The organism is Devosia sp. 1566 (genome assembly GCF_004005995.1).
Classification (GTDB): Bacteria; Pseudomonadota; Alphaproteobacteria; order Rhizobiales; family Devosiaceae; genus Devosia.
Map to the genome: position 1 here is coordinate 3385401 of NZ_CP034767.1, position 14502 is coordinate 3399902.

Here is a 14502-nt window from a genome sequence, read left to right on the forward strand (position 1 = left end):
AGATATCCGATGTCTGACACCAGCCTTGGCGTGCATTCCGAAACCGGCAAGTTGCGGCAGGTCATTGTGTGCCGTCCCGGCCTCGCGCACCGTCGTCTGACGCCAGAGAACTGCGGCGAATTGCTGTTCGATGACGTGTTCTGGGTGAAACAGGCGCAGAGAGACCACGACGAGTTCGTGGCAGCCATGCGCAGCGAGGGGGTGGAGGTTTTCGATACCAACGACCTGCTGGCTGAGACCCTGAACATAGCGGCGGCCCGAAAATGGGTACTCGACTACCGCATTTCCGCAAATAATGTCGGCGTGGGTATGCAACGCGCCTTGCGCGAGTGGATGGACGAACTGCCGGGCGAGGAACTGGCGAAGTGGCTTATCGGCGGGCTGATTGTCGCCGACTTGCCGTTTCGCGCGACTGGGATGTTCGGCAGCTATCTGGGCCACTACGGCTTCATCCTTCCCCCCCTGCCGAACACTCTTTTCACTCGTGACAACTCGGCCTGGATTTACGGCGGGGTGACACTGAATCCGATGTATTGGCAGGCAAGGCGGCCCGAGACGCTGCTCACCGCTGCGATCTACCGCTTTCACCCGAGGTTCAGGGACCACGTCGAGTTCATCTGGGGCGATCCACTGCAAGATCATGGCCTGGCAACCTTGGAGGGTGGCGATCAGATGCCGGTGGGCAATGGCGTAGTGTTGGTCGGAATGGGCGAGCGAACCTCACCACAAGCGGTAGGCCTACTGGCTCAGGCGCTCTTCGAGCAGGGGCGCGCCGAGCATGTTGTCGCCTGCCAACTGCCGAAAATGCGAGCCGCGATGCACCTGGACACCGTACTCACTTTTTGCGGGGACAATGTCGTCACCTCCTTCAAGGAGGTGGCCGACGAAATGACTTGCTATCATCTGCATCCGAGCAAGCTGGGCGACCCCTTGAGTATGTCGCACGATGACAGGCCGATGCTCGACGTCATTGCTGACGTCCTCGGATTCAAAACCCTGAACGTGGTGCCGACGGGGGGCAAAGATCCATTCGAGAAATCGCGCGAGCAGTGGAATGACGGCAACAACGTGCTGGCGCTGCGGCCCGGTCTCGTCGTGGGCTATGACCGCAATGACGACACCAATGCGGCACTGCGCGCAGAAGGTATCGAGGTGCTCGAGATGCCTGGGGCTGAACTCGGGCGCGGGCGAGGCGGCAGCCGCTGCATGTCTTGTCCCACCATTCGCGACCCCGTCTGAGGAGAGAACCATGGCTTTCAACCTAAAGAACCGCAATTTCCTGACCCTGCGCGACTTCACGCCAGACGAAATCCGCTTCTTGCTGAAGCTATCGGCCGACCTCAAGGCCGCAAAATATGCCGGCACCGAAGTTGAACGACTAGGCGGCAAGGAAATCGCGCTGATCTTTGAAAAGGACAGCACCAGAACCAGGATCGGGTTCGAAGTCGCCGCGCACGATCAGGGAGCTGCGGTCACCTACCTAGGCCCGACAGGTACCCATGTAGGCTATAAGGAGTCGATGAAGGATACTGCCCGCGTGCTGGGTAGGGTCTATGACGCAATCGAATATCGTGGCTTTTCCCAAGGCATCGTAGAGGATCTGGCCCGTCACGCCGGCGTTCCGGTTTATAACGGGCTCACTGACGAGTTCCATCCTACTCAAATCCTCGCTGATTTCCTGACAATGCAGGAGCACGCCGAGAAGCCGCTGCGCGAAGTTGCATATTGCTTCCTTGGCGACGCCGGCAACAATATGGGCGACAGCCTGCTTATCGGCGGCGCCAAAATGGGCATGGACGTGCGATTGTGTGCCCCAGAAAGTCTGTGGCCGACTCCCGCGATCCGCGACGACGCCGAGGCCATTGCGCAACAAACCGGCGCCTCAATAATGATGACAGATGACGTGGCCAAGGCCGTGAAAGATGTGGATTTCGTCTACACCGACGTGTGGGTCTCGATGGGCGACAGCGCCGACAAGTGGGGTGAGCGGATCCAACTGCTCAAACCTTACCAAGTCACGAGGCAGGTGATGGAAATGACCGGCAATCCACGTGCACGATTCATGCACTGCTTGCCCGCCTTCCACAACACGGAGACCCAGGTCGGCCAGCAAATCCATAAGGAATTCGGCATCCGCGAGATGGAGGTGACCGATGAGGTGTTCGAGAGCCCGGCATCCATTGTATTCGACCAGGCCGAAAACCGGATGCACACCATCAAGGCCGTTCTCGTCGCGACGTTGGGGAACTAGGCCATGCTCGTCGTAGCCGCCCTTGGTGGCAACGCGCTGTTGCAACGCAATCAATCGCTGACCGCGGAGAACCAGCGCGCAAATGCCCGGATTGCGGCCAAGGCACTGGCACAAATTGTGCAGGCTGGGCACCAACTCGTGGTAACCCACGGCAATGGGCCGCAGGTCGGCCTGTTGGCATTGCAAGGTGCGGCATACAAGCCAGATGAAGCCTATCCCCTGGACATTCTGGGCGCAGAAACAGGCGGCATGATAGGCTATTTGATTGAACAGGAACTCGAAAACGCGCTGAACCATTCCCGAGCCGTGGCGACATTGTTGACGCAGGTGGTCGTTGATCCCAACGATCCAGCATTCAGCCGGCCAACAAAATTCATCGGGCAGGTCTACAGCCGCCAGGAGGCCGAAGCTCGGGCCCGGGCCGCCGGGTGGAGCATTGCCGCAGATGGCGAACACTGGCGCCGCGTTGTCGCTTCGCCCCGGCCGCTTGAAATTCCTGACCTCCGTGTCCTGCGGCTACTGCTGGAGCAGGACGTAATCGTGATCTGCTCGGGCGGCGGCGGTATCCCGGTCAGACGCCTGCCGGACGGCAGTCTGTCTGGCATCGAGGCCGTGATTGACAAGGATGCGGCAAGTGCCCTGCTGGCTCGCGAACTGGGTGCGGACGCATTGCTGCTATTGACTGACGTTGTCGCCGTAATGCGCGATTTCGGTACACCCTATCAAAATTCTATCAGCATGATCACGCCTCAAGAGGCGCTGCAGCTGTACCTGCCTGCCGGATCTATGGGGCCCAAAGTTACCGCTGCCGCCGAATTTGCTGCTGCCACTGGCGGCCTCTCCGGAATTGGGCGTTTGGATCAGGCGACCGACATTTTAGCCGGCCGCGCCGGTACTCAAATTTCTTCCAAGGCGGGAGGAGCAGCGCTGTGAACGAGATCCAAAGAACGACATGTTGATTGTCACCGAGATCTGACCCTCTAGTGGAGTGGGCCCTTCGGGCCGGACGCAATCAGCTTGCATCTCTGACCATGAGGCGGGCGTGTTGATCCTCGAAATGCACTGGGCTGAGATAGCCTAGGGCTGAATGGAGCCTTCGGCCATTGTAGATCTGGTCAATGAATCGGGGAAGGTGTTCGACCACATCAGCAAACGTCTCGAACTCCATCGAGTAGACGCCCTCAACCTTGAGCGTCTTCATGAAGCTCTCCGCTTTGGCGTTGTCATAGTGGTTTCCTCTTCGTCCCATCGAACCAACAAGGCCGTTGGCGACCAGGGATTGCCGATAGGCGCCAGCCGCGTATTGCGATCCGCGATCCGAGTGGTGAAGGCAACCAGGCGGCGGTTTGCGCCCCTCGAAGGCGCTATGGAGCGCTGACAGAGTCAGCCGAGCATCTATGGATCGGCTGATGGCATAGCCCACCACGCGGCGTGACCAGGCATCGAGGACGATGGCAACATAGACGAAGCCGCCGATGACGGCGACATAGGTTCTTTAATTGATCGCGCGCGCTCGGTGAGTTTGTCGCGTGTATCGGTCACCTGCAAGGTTCTTTCCGAAGTGTGCCAGTTTATGACGCTTCATCTCGGCATCCAAGGCTCCGATCGCCCTAGGTGATATTCGCGATGCAACTGGTGCTCGCAGGTAGATCTCCCGGGCTTGGATCGGCTGCCTGCCGCTCTGACCGATACGGCAACTGTTTGAGCGCTGCTTGCTGCGCTCTATTTCTCTCCTCAGGCCTCCTTTACATCAAAGACGGTGCCGTCGCGCCATAGCGCATGCATGATGACCGACAGTTTCCGGGCAAGGGCAACCACGGCTTTTTTGTGGCTGGTTCGTCGTTTCAGTGCGAGGGCCCAATCCTTCAAGTGCTGCCCCTTTCCCGACCTGGCGCGACACAGCAGGCTATTGGCTGCCTCATAAAGAACGGTTCGCAGCATGCGGTCGCCGCGGCGCGAGATACGTCCCCCATAGTCCATCTTCCCAGATTGATACCGTCGTGATGTGAGGCCGATATAGGCCCCAACCGAGCGCGATCGCCGGAAGCGTTCAGGGGTGTCGATGGTCGCAACAAACGTAACCCACTAACGGCACCAACACCTGGGATCGTCATGAGGCGTCGGCACGCCTCGTCCTTTCGCGCATCGCCAAGCATCACCTTCGACAACTGCGCTGCCTGACGCAACGCCTCGGTCCGCAAACGAAGCAGGGGAAGAATGATGTCGCCGAGCATCGGTGCACGGTTGATCGCCTCCTGAACACGCTGCTCGTAGGTACTCAGTTGCTTGGGGAGGCGAACACCAAAGCTTGCCAGAAGCCCCCGGATCGTATTCTCGACATTCATCCGGGATTTTGGTCTGCCCCGCATTGGCGGTCCGGGATTATTGTTAATGCATAATTGGGCTTGATGCCACCGTGGGAGGGGTTGATCCACTCTGGGGTGGCGGCCATGAGATGGCCTCTGGTGCGGGTGGCTTATAGCCGAGCGATGAATGGGGTCGGGTGGTATTGTAGTGCTGGCGCCATTGTTCGATGACGATCTGCGCCTCCTTGAGCGTGTAGAAGATTTCGCCATCGAGCAGTTCATCACGCAGTCTGGCATTGAAGCTCTCGCAATAGCCATTCTCCCAGGGACTACCCGGCATGATGTAGGCGGTCCTGGCGCCAACGGCAGCGATCCAGTCCCGGACAGTCTTGGCGATGAACTCGGGGCCATTGTCTGAACGAATATGCCCAGGCGCTCCGCGCAGGATGAACAGGTCGGTGAGTACATCAACGACGTCGACCGCCTTGAGCCTGCGACTGATCCTGATGGCCAGGCATTCCCTGGTGAACTCGTCGATGACGTTGAGCATGCGGAACTTCCGGCCATTGTGGGTTCTGTCCTCGACAAAGTCATAGGACCAGACGTGATTGGAGTGCTCGGGCCGCAGCCGGATGCAGGCTCCGTCATTGAGCCAGAGCCGCCCGCGTTTGGGTTGCTTTGGTGGAACCTTGAGCCCCTCTCGCCGCCAGATCCGCTCCACCCGCTTGTGGTTCACCACCCATCCAGCGCGATGCAGCATCGCCGTGATCCGACGATAGCCATACCGGCCATACTGGGTGGCAAGCTCGATGATGTCGGCCGTCAGAGCCGCTTCATCGTCGCGGGTTTGGGGAGCCGGGCGCTGGGTGGATCGATGCTGGCCCAGAACCCGGCAGGCTCGCCGCTGCGAGATCCCAAACCGGGCAACAACATGATCCACACAAGCACGGCGGCGAGCGGGGCTTAGAAGTTTCCCCGGGCGGCCTCCGCCAGCACCATCTTGTCCAGGGTCAGGTCCGATACGGCCCGGCGCAACCGCGCATTCTCGGCCTCGAGCTCTTTAAGCCGCTTCACCTGGTCGCCCTTGAGGCCACCATACTCCTTGCGCCAGCGATAATACGAGACTTCCGTCACCGCTATCGCCGGGGCAGCTTCCGCCACCGTCTTCCCCTGCGAAGTCAGCACGTCAACCTGACGAAGCTTGGCGACAATCTCTTCAGCCGTAGGCCGTTTCCTGGGCATCTGCATATCCTTTCCAAATGGGAGCTTCCCATACTTCAAAAAGGACCACTTCTGTGGGGGCAGACCAATTTCATGCCTGCCACCACGCGCTTCCTCGATGGCTTCCTGCCCTGGATCCGCAAAACACTCGACAGCAAGGATTGACGACGACTGCCAAACTGCATGTTCGCGAAGGTGGACAGGACCTGTTCTACAGCTACGCCGATCTTATGGCTTTTCACGGCTTCGGCTTTCCCGGTGGCGTTGCACATGGCTTCAAAGTGCTGGAGCGTGCCCTGCCACTGCTGGCGGGGGGCGAGGCGCCGGAGCGCCGGGAAATCCACATCCAAACCGCTTTTCGTGGCCCGGGAGCGCGCGACGCCTTCGAGATGGTCACACGCTCGCTGACGGAAAACCGGTATCTGGTGGATGCGGCGCTGGAACGCCCCGACCTGGGCGAAACCCTGGAGCGCTATATCTTCGTGCTGAGCTACCGCGGCACCACCGTCCGTCTGCAACTTCGCGAAGGGCTGGTGCGGGATGAGTTCATCGCGCTCGGGCGCAAGGCCGATCGAACGGCCGAGGAGGAGTTGCGACTGACTTATCTCAAACAAGAGATGGCAGAGCGTTTATTGGCGACCGCCGCAGCTAAAGTGTACGACGTCACATACAGTTCCAGCTGAGGGATATCAGGCGCAATCCTACGGCAGGATTGGGGACGTGACGAAAACTCTCCGGACAGCCCTTAAGGGGTAGGCTCCGGACCGGCATCTTTGGGGTGGAATGCGGACAGGCGGCTCGTGGACAGGAATGCCACCAAAGCAGTCATAGCTCTGCTAGCGCGATCACACGTCAAATATTCTGAGGGACATGAGACGGATCGATGAAGTCCATCTGGAGTATCCCTTTGCCGGCGCTGAAATTCTACCTTGTGATCAAACCACCAGACCTGCGGTATGCTGCCTCACGATGGCGCACAGCGCATCGGCCATGGGCGAGATAGGGTTGCGTCTCGACGTTAGAAGGTGAAGCGGGCGCCAAATCGATAGGCTCTTTACCGGTAAGAAGGCTAATCGATCGTCTCCCAGTGCCGTAGCTGCAAGCCGTGGGAGGAAGGCAACGCCAAGATTTTGTTCAACCATCATCAACTGCGCAATTGTAGAGAATGCTTTCAACTGGCCTGTAAGAAGCTGGCGCGGAAACATAGGGGAGCTCTCGAGCAATCTCGAAATCCCTGTCTCAGCCATGAGCGAAATTATTGTTTCGCCTTCAAGCATTCCGAAATCGACCTGTCGCAAACGGGCCAGTGGGTTATCTCGGCTACAAACGAGGCAGACCTCGTCGCGACCGATTTCTTCAGCGACAAGCTCGGCGGTGGGCTGCCAGCGCGAGGCAACAGCAAAGTCAACTTCGCGTTCCAAAATGCGCGCCTCGATACGGCCGGCGACGTCGTCCGACACTGCGATTCTGATACGGGGATGCACCAGCCGGAATTCTCGAATTGCGGGCAGGAGTAGGGTCTTAATCAGCGAGGGCGCTCCAGCCACTGCTATTTCGCTGCCACCTTGATCCCCTGCAAGCTGCAGGTCGCGCAAGGCTCTCCCATGAATGGACAGGAGATGCCGACATTCGTCCGCGAAGCGCTCTCCCGCAGGGGTTAGTCTTACCGGTCGCGTGCTGCGATCAAAGAGTAAAGTCCCGGCGTGCTGCTCGACTTGCTGCACCGCCTGGGTAACGGCGGAGATCGCAATGCGCAGCCTTGCTGCGGCTGCACTGAACGATCGCTCCTCCGCCACGGCCAGCACAGCACGATAATGTCGCACGCTGATATTCGCATGTTCCGAAAATATCTTCTCCATATTCGATATTTACGAATAACACCTGATTGCAGCAATACGGAATGGCATCAAGGATAGTTGCTCCATGCGCCACTTTCTGCCTCACACGGCGACCGAAGTTCCCTCACCTAAGGTCGCCGAACTGATCCTGGCCCTACGTCGAGCGGGGTTTCGCGGCGCGCTCGATCATGATGGGGCCAGCCGGGCGGCCATGTCGACCGACAACAGTGTCTACCAAATTACGCCCGTTCTAATAGCAGCACCGATGGACGAAGCGGACGCTGTACTTCTGGTCCGGGTCACCGGAGAACCACAGTTTCGCTCGATTCCACTGACAGCACGCGGCGGAGGTACCGGCACCAACGGCCAGTCGTTGAACAGCGGGGTCGTGGTCGATTTTCGACGACACATGTATAAAGTGCTGGCCGTTAACGAGGCTGAGGGATGGGCCGATGTGGAGCCAGGGGTCGTCCTTGACAGTCTTAATTCGCAAGTGCGGCAAACCGGACTGTTTTTCGCGCCAGAGACGTCGACCTCCAACCGCTGCACCATTGGCGGCATGGTCGCTACGGACGCGTCCGGGAAGGGTTCGCGCCGTTATGGCAAGACCGCCGACAATGTGCTTGGCCTGACCGCCATTCTGTCAGACGGCACGCTGGTGAATAGCCTCCGAGACACAATCCCCACCAGCATTGCAACGGAGTTGGAAGCGGCGGGCAATGAAGGGCGTGCGGCGCTGCTGGAACAAGTCCCAAAACTGCCGCGCCGCTTTTCCGGCTACGATCTAGACCGGGCGCAACGCGGGGCTGATGGTTTCGAATGGTGGCGGCTATTTGTTGGCGCTGAAGGGACATTGGGGCTGGTGACGCGCATCAGGGTGCGGCTCGTTCCAGCACCGCCCCATCGACGGCTATTGGTCGCTGGCTTTTCCACTTTTCTCCACGCACTGGAAGCAGCGGAAGCTCTGCTCGCGTTCGAGCCTCTGGCCGTCGAATGTCTGGACGAATGGGTGCAGCGGCTGGCCGATGAAGCGGGGCTGCTGACCGACCTGCCCCCTGCCCTGCGCAGCAAGGATGGTGTCCGCCCGGTCTACGATTTCATCGAGTTTTCAGGTGACGATCAGAACCTGCTCGACCGCCAGGTCGCCGCTACCGCAGCCGCATTACATCAGTTGCCGGGCTTTACCGGGTTTCATCTCGCGACCAGCGATGCCGAGATTTCCCGACTTTGGGCCGTTCGCAGCGCCAGCGTTGGCCTTTTGGCACGCGGCGATGGCAAGCGCGTGCCCGTTTCCTTCGTCGAAGATTGCGCCCTGCCTCCGGCAAGCCTCTCTGCCTTTGTCGAGGCGTTCGGCGCGCTAATGGCACGCCATGGCCTGCGCTACGGCATTTATGGCCATGCCGATGTGGGATGCCTGCATGTGCGGCCAGCGCTTGATATCAGTGACGCGGCAGATCGCGCCCTGCTGGGCGAAATCTCTGCCGAAGTTCTCGCTTTGGTTTCAAGACTTGGCGGCATTTTCTGGGGCGAGCACGGCAAGGGTGTACGGGGACAATACTTGGCTGAGTTTGTCGGCCCGGTAGCCTATGAGGCCTTCCGCCGGGTCAAAGCCGCGCTCGATCCGCACGAACGGTTTAATCCGGGCAAATTGGTAACATTGAAGCGCGAGCCGATGCGGGTAAGTTCGACGCCGTTCCGCTCGGGCGCTAATGGCGACGCCTATGACGCGGCCTTCCGCTGCAATGGCAATGCGATCTGCCACAGCTTTGCCGCGAGCCAAACAATGTGCCCCTCGTTCAAGCTGAGTAACGAGGCGCTGCACTCTCCGCGCGGCCGGGCAGAGGCGCTCAAGCTCTGGTCTAATACGCCGGTGGCCGAGCGCGAGCGTGGCCTAGACCGCTCCGTGCATGCGGCACTCGACGCGTGCCTGGGATGCAAGGCCTGCGCCAGCACCTGTCCGGTGCAGATCGACATTCCCGAGATGAAGTCGCATTTTCTCGCCGACTGGCATCAGCGCCACCGCAGACCAGTCGCCGATCACGCGGCGATCCTGGTGGAACGCTTTCACCTCGCCTTGGCACTGACGAGACCTTTAGCTAGTTTGCCGCCGGTAGCCGCCCTGATGCGAGCCGGTGCGCAGCTCTTAGGTCTGATCGATATTCCGACCCTGTCTCGGCGCGGCCATGGATTGGTGCACATGTGCGTTGATCGTGCAGTGGCGCATCCGCCCCAAGCCAACTCAGTGCTGCTCGCCATCGACGCGATGACGAGCCTGTTCGACACCGAAGCGATCGCCGATATCGGCGCGGGCCTAAGCGCCTTGGGCTTTCACCCGATCGTGCTCGACCTGCCTGGCGGCGGAAAGGCTGCCCATGCCAAGGGTGACCGCCGGCGATTTCTCACCATGGCGCGAGAGCTGCGCGATGCGCTCGACAGGCTCGAGCGTACCGGGCTTCCAGTTGTCGGCATCGACCCAGCCTTCGTGACGCTGTTGCGTGAAGAGTATCGCCATGCCGGGCTGATGCCTCGGCAGAAAGTGCTTTCGCCAGTCGAATTCCTCTTGTCCCTGCCGCCGGAAAAACTCCGTCGTGCCCCTGCCGGCGCCTCGCAGGAGATTTTTCTACATTGCATGGAGAGTGCGCGTGGCCAGACGGCCGTGAAGGATTGGCAGCAGCTCGGCGATCGCCTTGGCATCGCCTTTACGGTAGCGCAGACCGGCTGCTGTGGTATGGCCGGCCTTTACGGTCATGAGCGGCACAATCAGGACAACACCAGGCGCCTCTTTGCCATGGCCTGGTCGCCGGCGATCGAAAGACAGTTGGCAAGCGGGCAGGAGCGCGTTCTGGCGACTGGCTTTTCCTGCCGTTGTCAGGCGGGCCGCTTTGCCAACGCCAAGGTGGCGCATCCGTTGCGACTGATCGCCGAACGCCTGCAGTAAATCTTCGCCTAGACCCTGTTCCAACAGGCGACCAAGTGGCCGAGGGCCTTTTCCATCAGGGGCGGGGTTTCGACCCTGCACTTATGGCTGACCAGCGGACAGCGTGCCTGAAACCGGCACCCCTGCGGTAGGTTTGCCAGATCGGGAACTTCGCCCTGATAAACAATGCGCTTACGCGCGCGCTGCAGGGCAGGATTGGCAACTGGCACTGCCGACAACAGGGCTTCGGTATAAGGATGGGCGGGACGCCTATAGATGGTGTCGCGGTCGGCGATTTCGGCCATGCGACCGGCATAGAGGATGGCGACCCGGTGGGAGATGTGGCGCACGATGGAGAGATCATGAGCAATGAACAGATAGCTCAGGCCCAACTCGCGCTGCAGATCCTGCATGAGGTTGACCACCTGCGCCCGCACCGAAACATCGAGCGCCGATACCGGCTCATCGGCGACGATCAGATCGGGCTGCAACGCTAGGGCGCGGGCAATACCGATGCGCTGGCGCTGTCCGCCCGAAAACGCGTGCGGAAAGCGCTCGGAGGCATCGACCGGCAGGCCTACCAGCCGCAGCAGATCGGTGACCCTGTCCCGGGCGTCGTCCAGTGACTTGGCGAGGCCATGAACCAAGAGAGGTTCGGCGACGATATCGAGCACCCGCATGCGAGGATTGAGGCTTGCATAGGGGTCCTGCAACACAAGCTGCATGCCGCGCCGCAGCTGCCGCAAGCGCTCACCGCGCATCTGGGTGATGTCCTTGCCCTTGAAGATGATCTGACCACTCGTATTCTCGACGCGACGCAGCACGGCGCGGCCAATCGTAGTCTTGCCTGAGCCTGATTCACCCACAAGTCCCAGGGTTTCGCCCGGTCGCAGATCGAAGGAAATATCTTCAAGCGCCGTCAGCTTGCGCGGCTTGCCCCAGAAACCGCCTCCTGCCAGCGGATATTCGACGCCAACACTGCGGACACGCAGCGTCGGTGGCAGTTCGGAGCGGATTGAGGATAAGGGCTGGTGCATGAAAATCTCAGACCGGAGAAATTTGCGCAAGGGGCCATGCAGGCGTCGTCGCCTTCCAGCAGGCCGCCTCGCCACCGGGTACGGGCACCATGGGCGGGGGCGCCTGGCAACGATCGCCCCCGATTGGACAGCGGGGCAGGAACGGGCAGCCGGTTGGAGGATGCAGGAGGCTTGGCGGGCTGCCATCGATGGAAATCAGCCGCTCGTCGACTTCATCAAGGCTTGGGGTCGAGCGCAGCAGGCCTTGCGTATAGGGATGGGCCGGTGTCGTAAAAAGGCTATCGGCCGTCCCAGATTCTATGATGCGGCCGGCATACATGACGGCAACGCGATGGCAGAGGCCTGCGACGATGCCTAGATCATGGGTGATCAAGATGATCGAGAGGCCCAGCCGCTGCTGCAACTCGGCCAGCAATTCAAGGATCTGCGCTTGGATGGTGACGTCTAACGCTGTGGTCGGCTCATCGGCAATCAGTAGTTCGGGTTCGCAGGCGATGCCCATGGCGATCATGACGCGCTGGCGCATGCCGCCTGAGAGCTCGTACGGATGCTGGTCGAGGCGGCGGCGCGGCGCGCTGATGCCGACGGCTCCCAGGAGTTCCTCTGCGCGATTGCAGGCTTGGAGGTGCGAGAAACCGAGGTGGCACTGCAGCACTTCGCAAATCTGCGCGCCGATGGTCAGCAGCGGATTGAGCGAAGTCATCGGGTCTTGGAACACTATCGACATTTCTTTGCCGCGCACAGAACGGGCCAGCCGCTCGCCATCGCTTCCAAGCAGGCTCCGCCCATGCCAGCGGATGTCGCCGCCGGTGATGCGTCCTGGAATATCAATCAGGCCCATGGCTGCCTGGGCGGTAACGCTCTTGCCGGAACCGGACTCGCCGACAATGCCCAGCGTTTCGCCTCTGCCCACCGTCAGCGAGACATCGTTGAGGGCATGGACGACGCCGGCCCTGGTGTCGAATTCGACTTGCAGACCGTCAATGGCGAGAAGAGGCGCGCTCATTTAGCGGTCTCCACCACTGTCTGGCCCGGACGCGTACGGCGTTCAGCAGATTTAGCGCGGGCAAAGCGCTTTTCGCGCTCCTGCGGGTCAGTGGTGACACGCACCCAGTTGGCGAAGAGATTGATCGACAGCACGGTGGCGACAATCGACAGCCCAGGGAAGGTGATGAGCCACCAGGCGATAAACAGGTAGTCGCGCCCACCGGCGACATCGAGGCCCCAGCTGGTCTCCGGCGGCTGTACGCCAAGGCCCAGGAACGACACGGCGGCCTCGGCCAGCACGACATTTGTGAACTCCAGGATCCCCAGAGTGACCAGAGGCGAAATCAGGTTCGGCAGGATATGCCGGAAGATGATACGTCCCGGCTTGCAGCCCACGACCTCGGCCGCCTCTACATAGGGCGTTTGCCGCACCGACATGACAATTCCGCGCACCAGCCGGGCATAGACCATCCAATTGGTTACCGCGAGCACGATGATCATGGTGGTAGTGCTGGCGCCGATGACGGAAACGATCAACAAGATCAGTAGGACACCGGGGAACGAAACCTGGATATCGACGAGCCGCATCAGGATGCTATCGACCTGGCCGCCCAGATAGCCAGCCCAAAGCCCTACCGTGACTCCCAGCGCCCCGGCCAGCAGCACAACGCTGGAGCCGATGATCAGGGTGACGCGCGATCCCCAGATGACCCGGGACAGAACGTCGCGGCCGAGGTGGTCGGTTCCGAGCGGATGCGCCCATGTGCCATTGGCCAGCCATGCCGGTGGCTTGAGGCGTGACATCACGCTTTGCGCGGCAGGATCATAGGGGGCAATCAGAGGCGCAAAGATTGCCATGCCGATGATCAGCAGGATAACCAACAGTCCGATGAGGCCGGACTTGTCGCGCCAGAGTTCGCTCAACAGCTCGTGGAGGGCGACAAGGCGGCGCGACCGGGCAGCGGCGGATCTGGCGGAACGAGGCGTCGTTGTGGTGTCCGTCATATCAATTCAGCCGGATGCGGGGATCGATCAACTTGAAGACGATGTCGAGCGTCAGATTGATGATCACGATAAGAAGGGCGATCGAAAAGACGATAGCCTGCATCAAAAAAAGGTCGCCCCGCTGGATCGCTTGGATAGCGGTCAGTCCGAGGCCAGGCCACGCGAACACGGTCTCGACGACCACGGTATAGCCAGCCAGGGTCGAGATCAGTTCCCAGCCCGAAAGGGTCAGAAAGGAAATCAGAATATTGCGCAGCGCGTGGACGCCAAGGATGCGGCGAAATCCCAGGCCCTTGGAGCGCGCGGTCTTGACATATTGCTGGTTGAGTTCGTCGATCATGGAAGATCGCACCAGCATGGTGAGGCGCGCCAACGGCGAGAGCGCGAGGGTGAGCGCGGGCAGAATGATGTGGGCGGGGCTGCCCATGCCCGAAGTCGGCAACACTTTCAGCTGCACGGCAAAAATCAGGATCAGCAGCAGACCGACCCAGAATTGAGGCATCGACAGCGCCAGCAGCCCTAGGCTTACGGTCACCCGGTCGACAATACCGCCGGGCCTCAGTGCCGCGACCATGCCGAGAGGCAGGGCCAGGACCATGGCAAAACCCAGGCCCGCGCCGATCAGCATCAGCGTATTGGGAAGCCGCTCGAACACCACTTCGATGGCCGGCCGGCGTTGCCAGAGGCTTTGGCCGAAATCCAGCGTCGCCAGATCACCCAGGAACCATAAGAACTGCAGCGGCACCGGTTGATCAAGCCCGATCTGGGCCGCGAAAGCGGCCCGCTGTCCATCAGAGGCTGAGAGCGGCAGCATGAGCGCGACGGGGTCGGTGAAGAGGCGCGTGACGACGAAGACCGTCAGTGTCACGCCCAGAACAACAAGCAATCCCTGCCACATTCTTCGCAGAATAAATGCGCCCATGCTGCAGTTCCTCCGGCC

At 60.5% G+C, this 14502-nt stretch carries 11 protein-coding genes and 2 pseudogenes; 5 read left to right on the plus strand and 8 right to left on the minus strand.

Annotated features, from left to right (window positions below; translation table 11 throughout):
• Positions 1-9: 9 nt before the first annotated feature.
• From ELX51_RS16145 to arcC, 3 genes are read left to right on the plus strand one after another with little or no spacing between them, the layout of a single operon-like run.
• Complete coding sequence (locus ELX51_RS16145; protein ID WP_127754477.1) at positions 10-1239, plus strand: arginine deiminase; 1230 nt, start codon at positions 10-12, stop codon at positions 1237-1239.
• Positions 1240-1249: 10 nt separating this feature from the next.
• On the plus strand, positions 1250-2251 hold the full coding sequence (gene argF, locus ELX51_RS16150; RefSeq protein WP_127754478.1) for an ornithine carbamoyltransferase: 1002 nt from the start codon (positions 1250-1252) through the stop codon (positions 2249-2251).
• A 3-nt stretch (positions 2252-2254) separates the two neighbouring features.
• On the plus strand, positions 2255-3184 hold the full coding sequence (gene arcC, locus ELX51_RS16155) for a carbamate kinase (RefSeq protein ID WP_127754479.1): 930 nt from the start codon (positions 2255-2257) through the stop codon (positions 3182-3184).
• A 79-nt stretch (positions 3185-3263) separates the two neighbouring features.
• Here the strand turns inward: arcC and ELX51_RS16160 are convergent.
• From ELX51_RS16160 to ELX51_RS16170, 3 genes and pseudogenes are all read right to left on the minus strand, one after another.
• A pseudogene (locus ELX51_RS16160) lies at positions 3264-3731 on the minus strand (IS3 family transposase); the annotation flags it as partial.
• A gap of 254 nt (positions 3732-3985) precedes the next feature.
• Positions 3986-4318, minus strand: a pseudogene (locus ELX51_RS20450) (transposase); the annotation flags it as partial.
• Positions 4319-4639: 321 nt separating this feature from the next.
• A protein-coding gene (locus ELX51_RS16170) for an IS3 family transposase (protein ID WP_127754482.1) occupies positions 4640-5799 on the minus strand; the annotation gives its coding sequence in 2 pieces (ribosomal slippage) (positions 4640-5535 and positions 5535-5799; 1161 coding nt in all).
• 140 nt (positions 5800-5939) lie between these two features.
• Between ELX51_RS16170 and ELX51_RS16175 the strand changes: the two genes are divergently transcribed.
• Positions 5940-6461, plus strand: a complete 522-nt coding sequence (locus ELX51_RS16175; RefSeq protein ID WP_127754483.1) for a hypothetical protein — start codon at positions 5940-5942, stop codon at positions 6459-6461.
• 252 nt (positions 6462-6713) lie between these two features.
• Here the strand turns inward: ELX51_RS16175 and ELX51_RS16180 are convergent, their stop codons facing one another.
• A complete protein-coding gene (locus tag ELX51_RS16180) occupies positions 6714-7637 on the minus strand; it encodes a LysR substrate-binding domain-containing protein (RefSeq protein ID WP_127754484.1) in 924 nt (307 codons plus the stop codon).
• A gap of 64 nt (positions 7638-7701) precedes the next feature.
• On the opposite strand from ELX51_RS16180, the gene ELX51_RS16185 reads away from it, so the two are divergent.
• Entirely contained in the window at positions 7702-10554 is a 2853-nt protein-coding gene (locus ELX51_RS16185) for an FAD-binding and (Fe-S)-binding domain-containing protein (protein WP_127754485.1), read from the plus strand.
• Between the two features lie 8 nt (positions 10555-10562).
• Here ELX51_RS16185 and ELX51_RS16190 read toward each other — a convergent pair whose 3' ends face one another.
• From ELX51_RS16190 to ELX51_RS16205, 4 genes are read right to left on the minus strand one after another with little or no spacing between them, the layout of a single operon-like run.
• Positions 10563-11570 carry an oligopeptide/dipeptide ABC transporter ATP-binding protein gene (locus ELX51_RS16190; RefSeq protein WP_127754486.1) on the minus strand — a complete coding sequence of 336 codons (1008 nt, stop codon included), beginning with the start codon at positions 11568-11570 and terminating at the stop codon, positions 10563-10565.
• 7 nt (positions 11571-11577) lie between these two features.
• Positions 11578-12576, minus strand: a complete 999-nt coding sequence (locus ELX51_RS16195) for an ABC transporter ATP-binding protein (RefSeq protein ID WP_127754487.1) — start codon at positions 12574-12576, stop codon at positions 11578-11580.
• On the minus strand, positions 12573-13562 hold the full coding sequence (locus ELX51_RS16200) for an ABC transporter permease (RefSeq protein WP_127754488.1): 990 nt from the start codon (positions 13560-13562) through the stop codon (positions 12573-12575). Before ELX51_RS16200 ends, ELX51_RS16195 begins: the two co-directional genes overlap by 4 nt.
• Before the next feature lies 1 nt (position 13563).
• Positions 13564-14484 (minus strand): ABC transporter permease, encoded by a 921-nt coding sequence (locus ELX51_RS16205; protein WP_127754489.1) that lies wholly within the window; start codon positions 14482-14484, stop codon positions 13564-13566.
• Positions 14485-14502 lie beyond the last annotated feature (18 nt).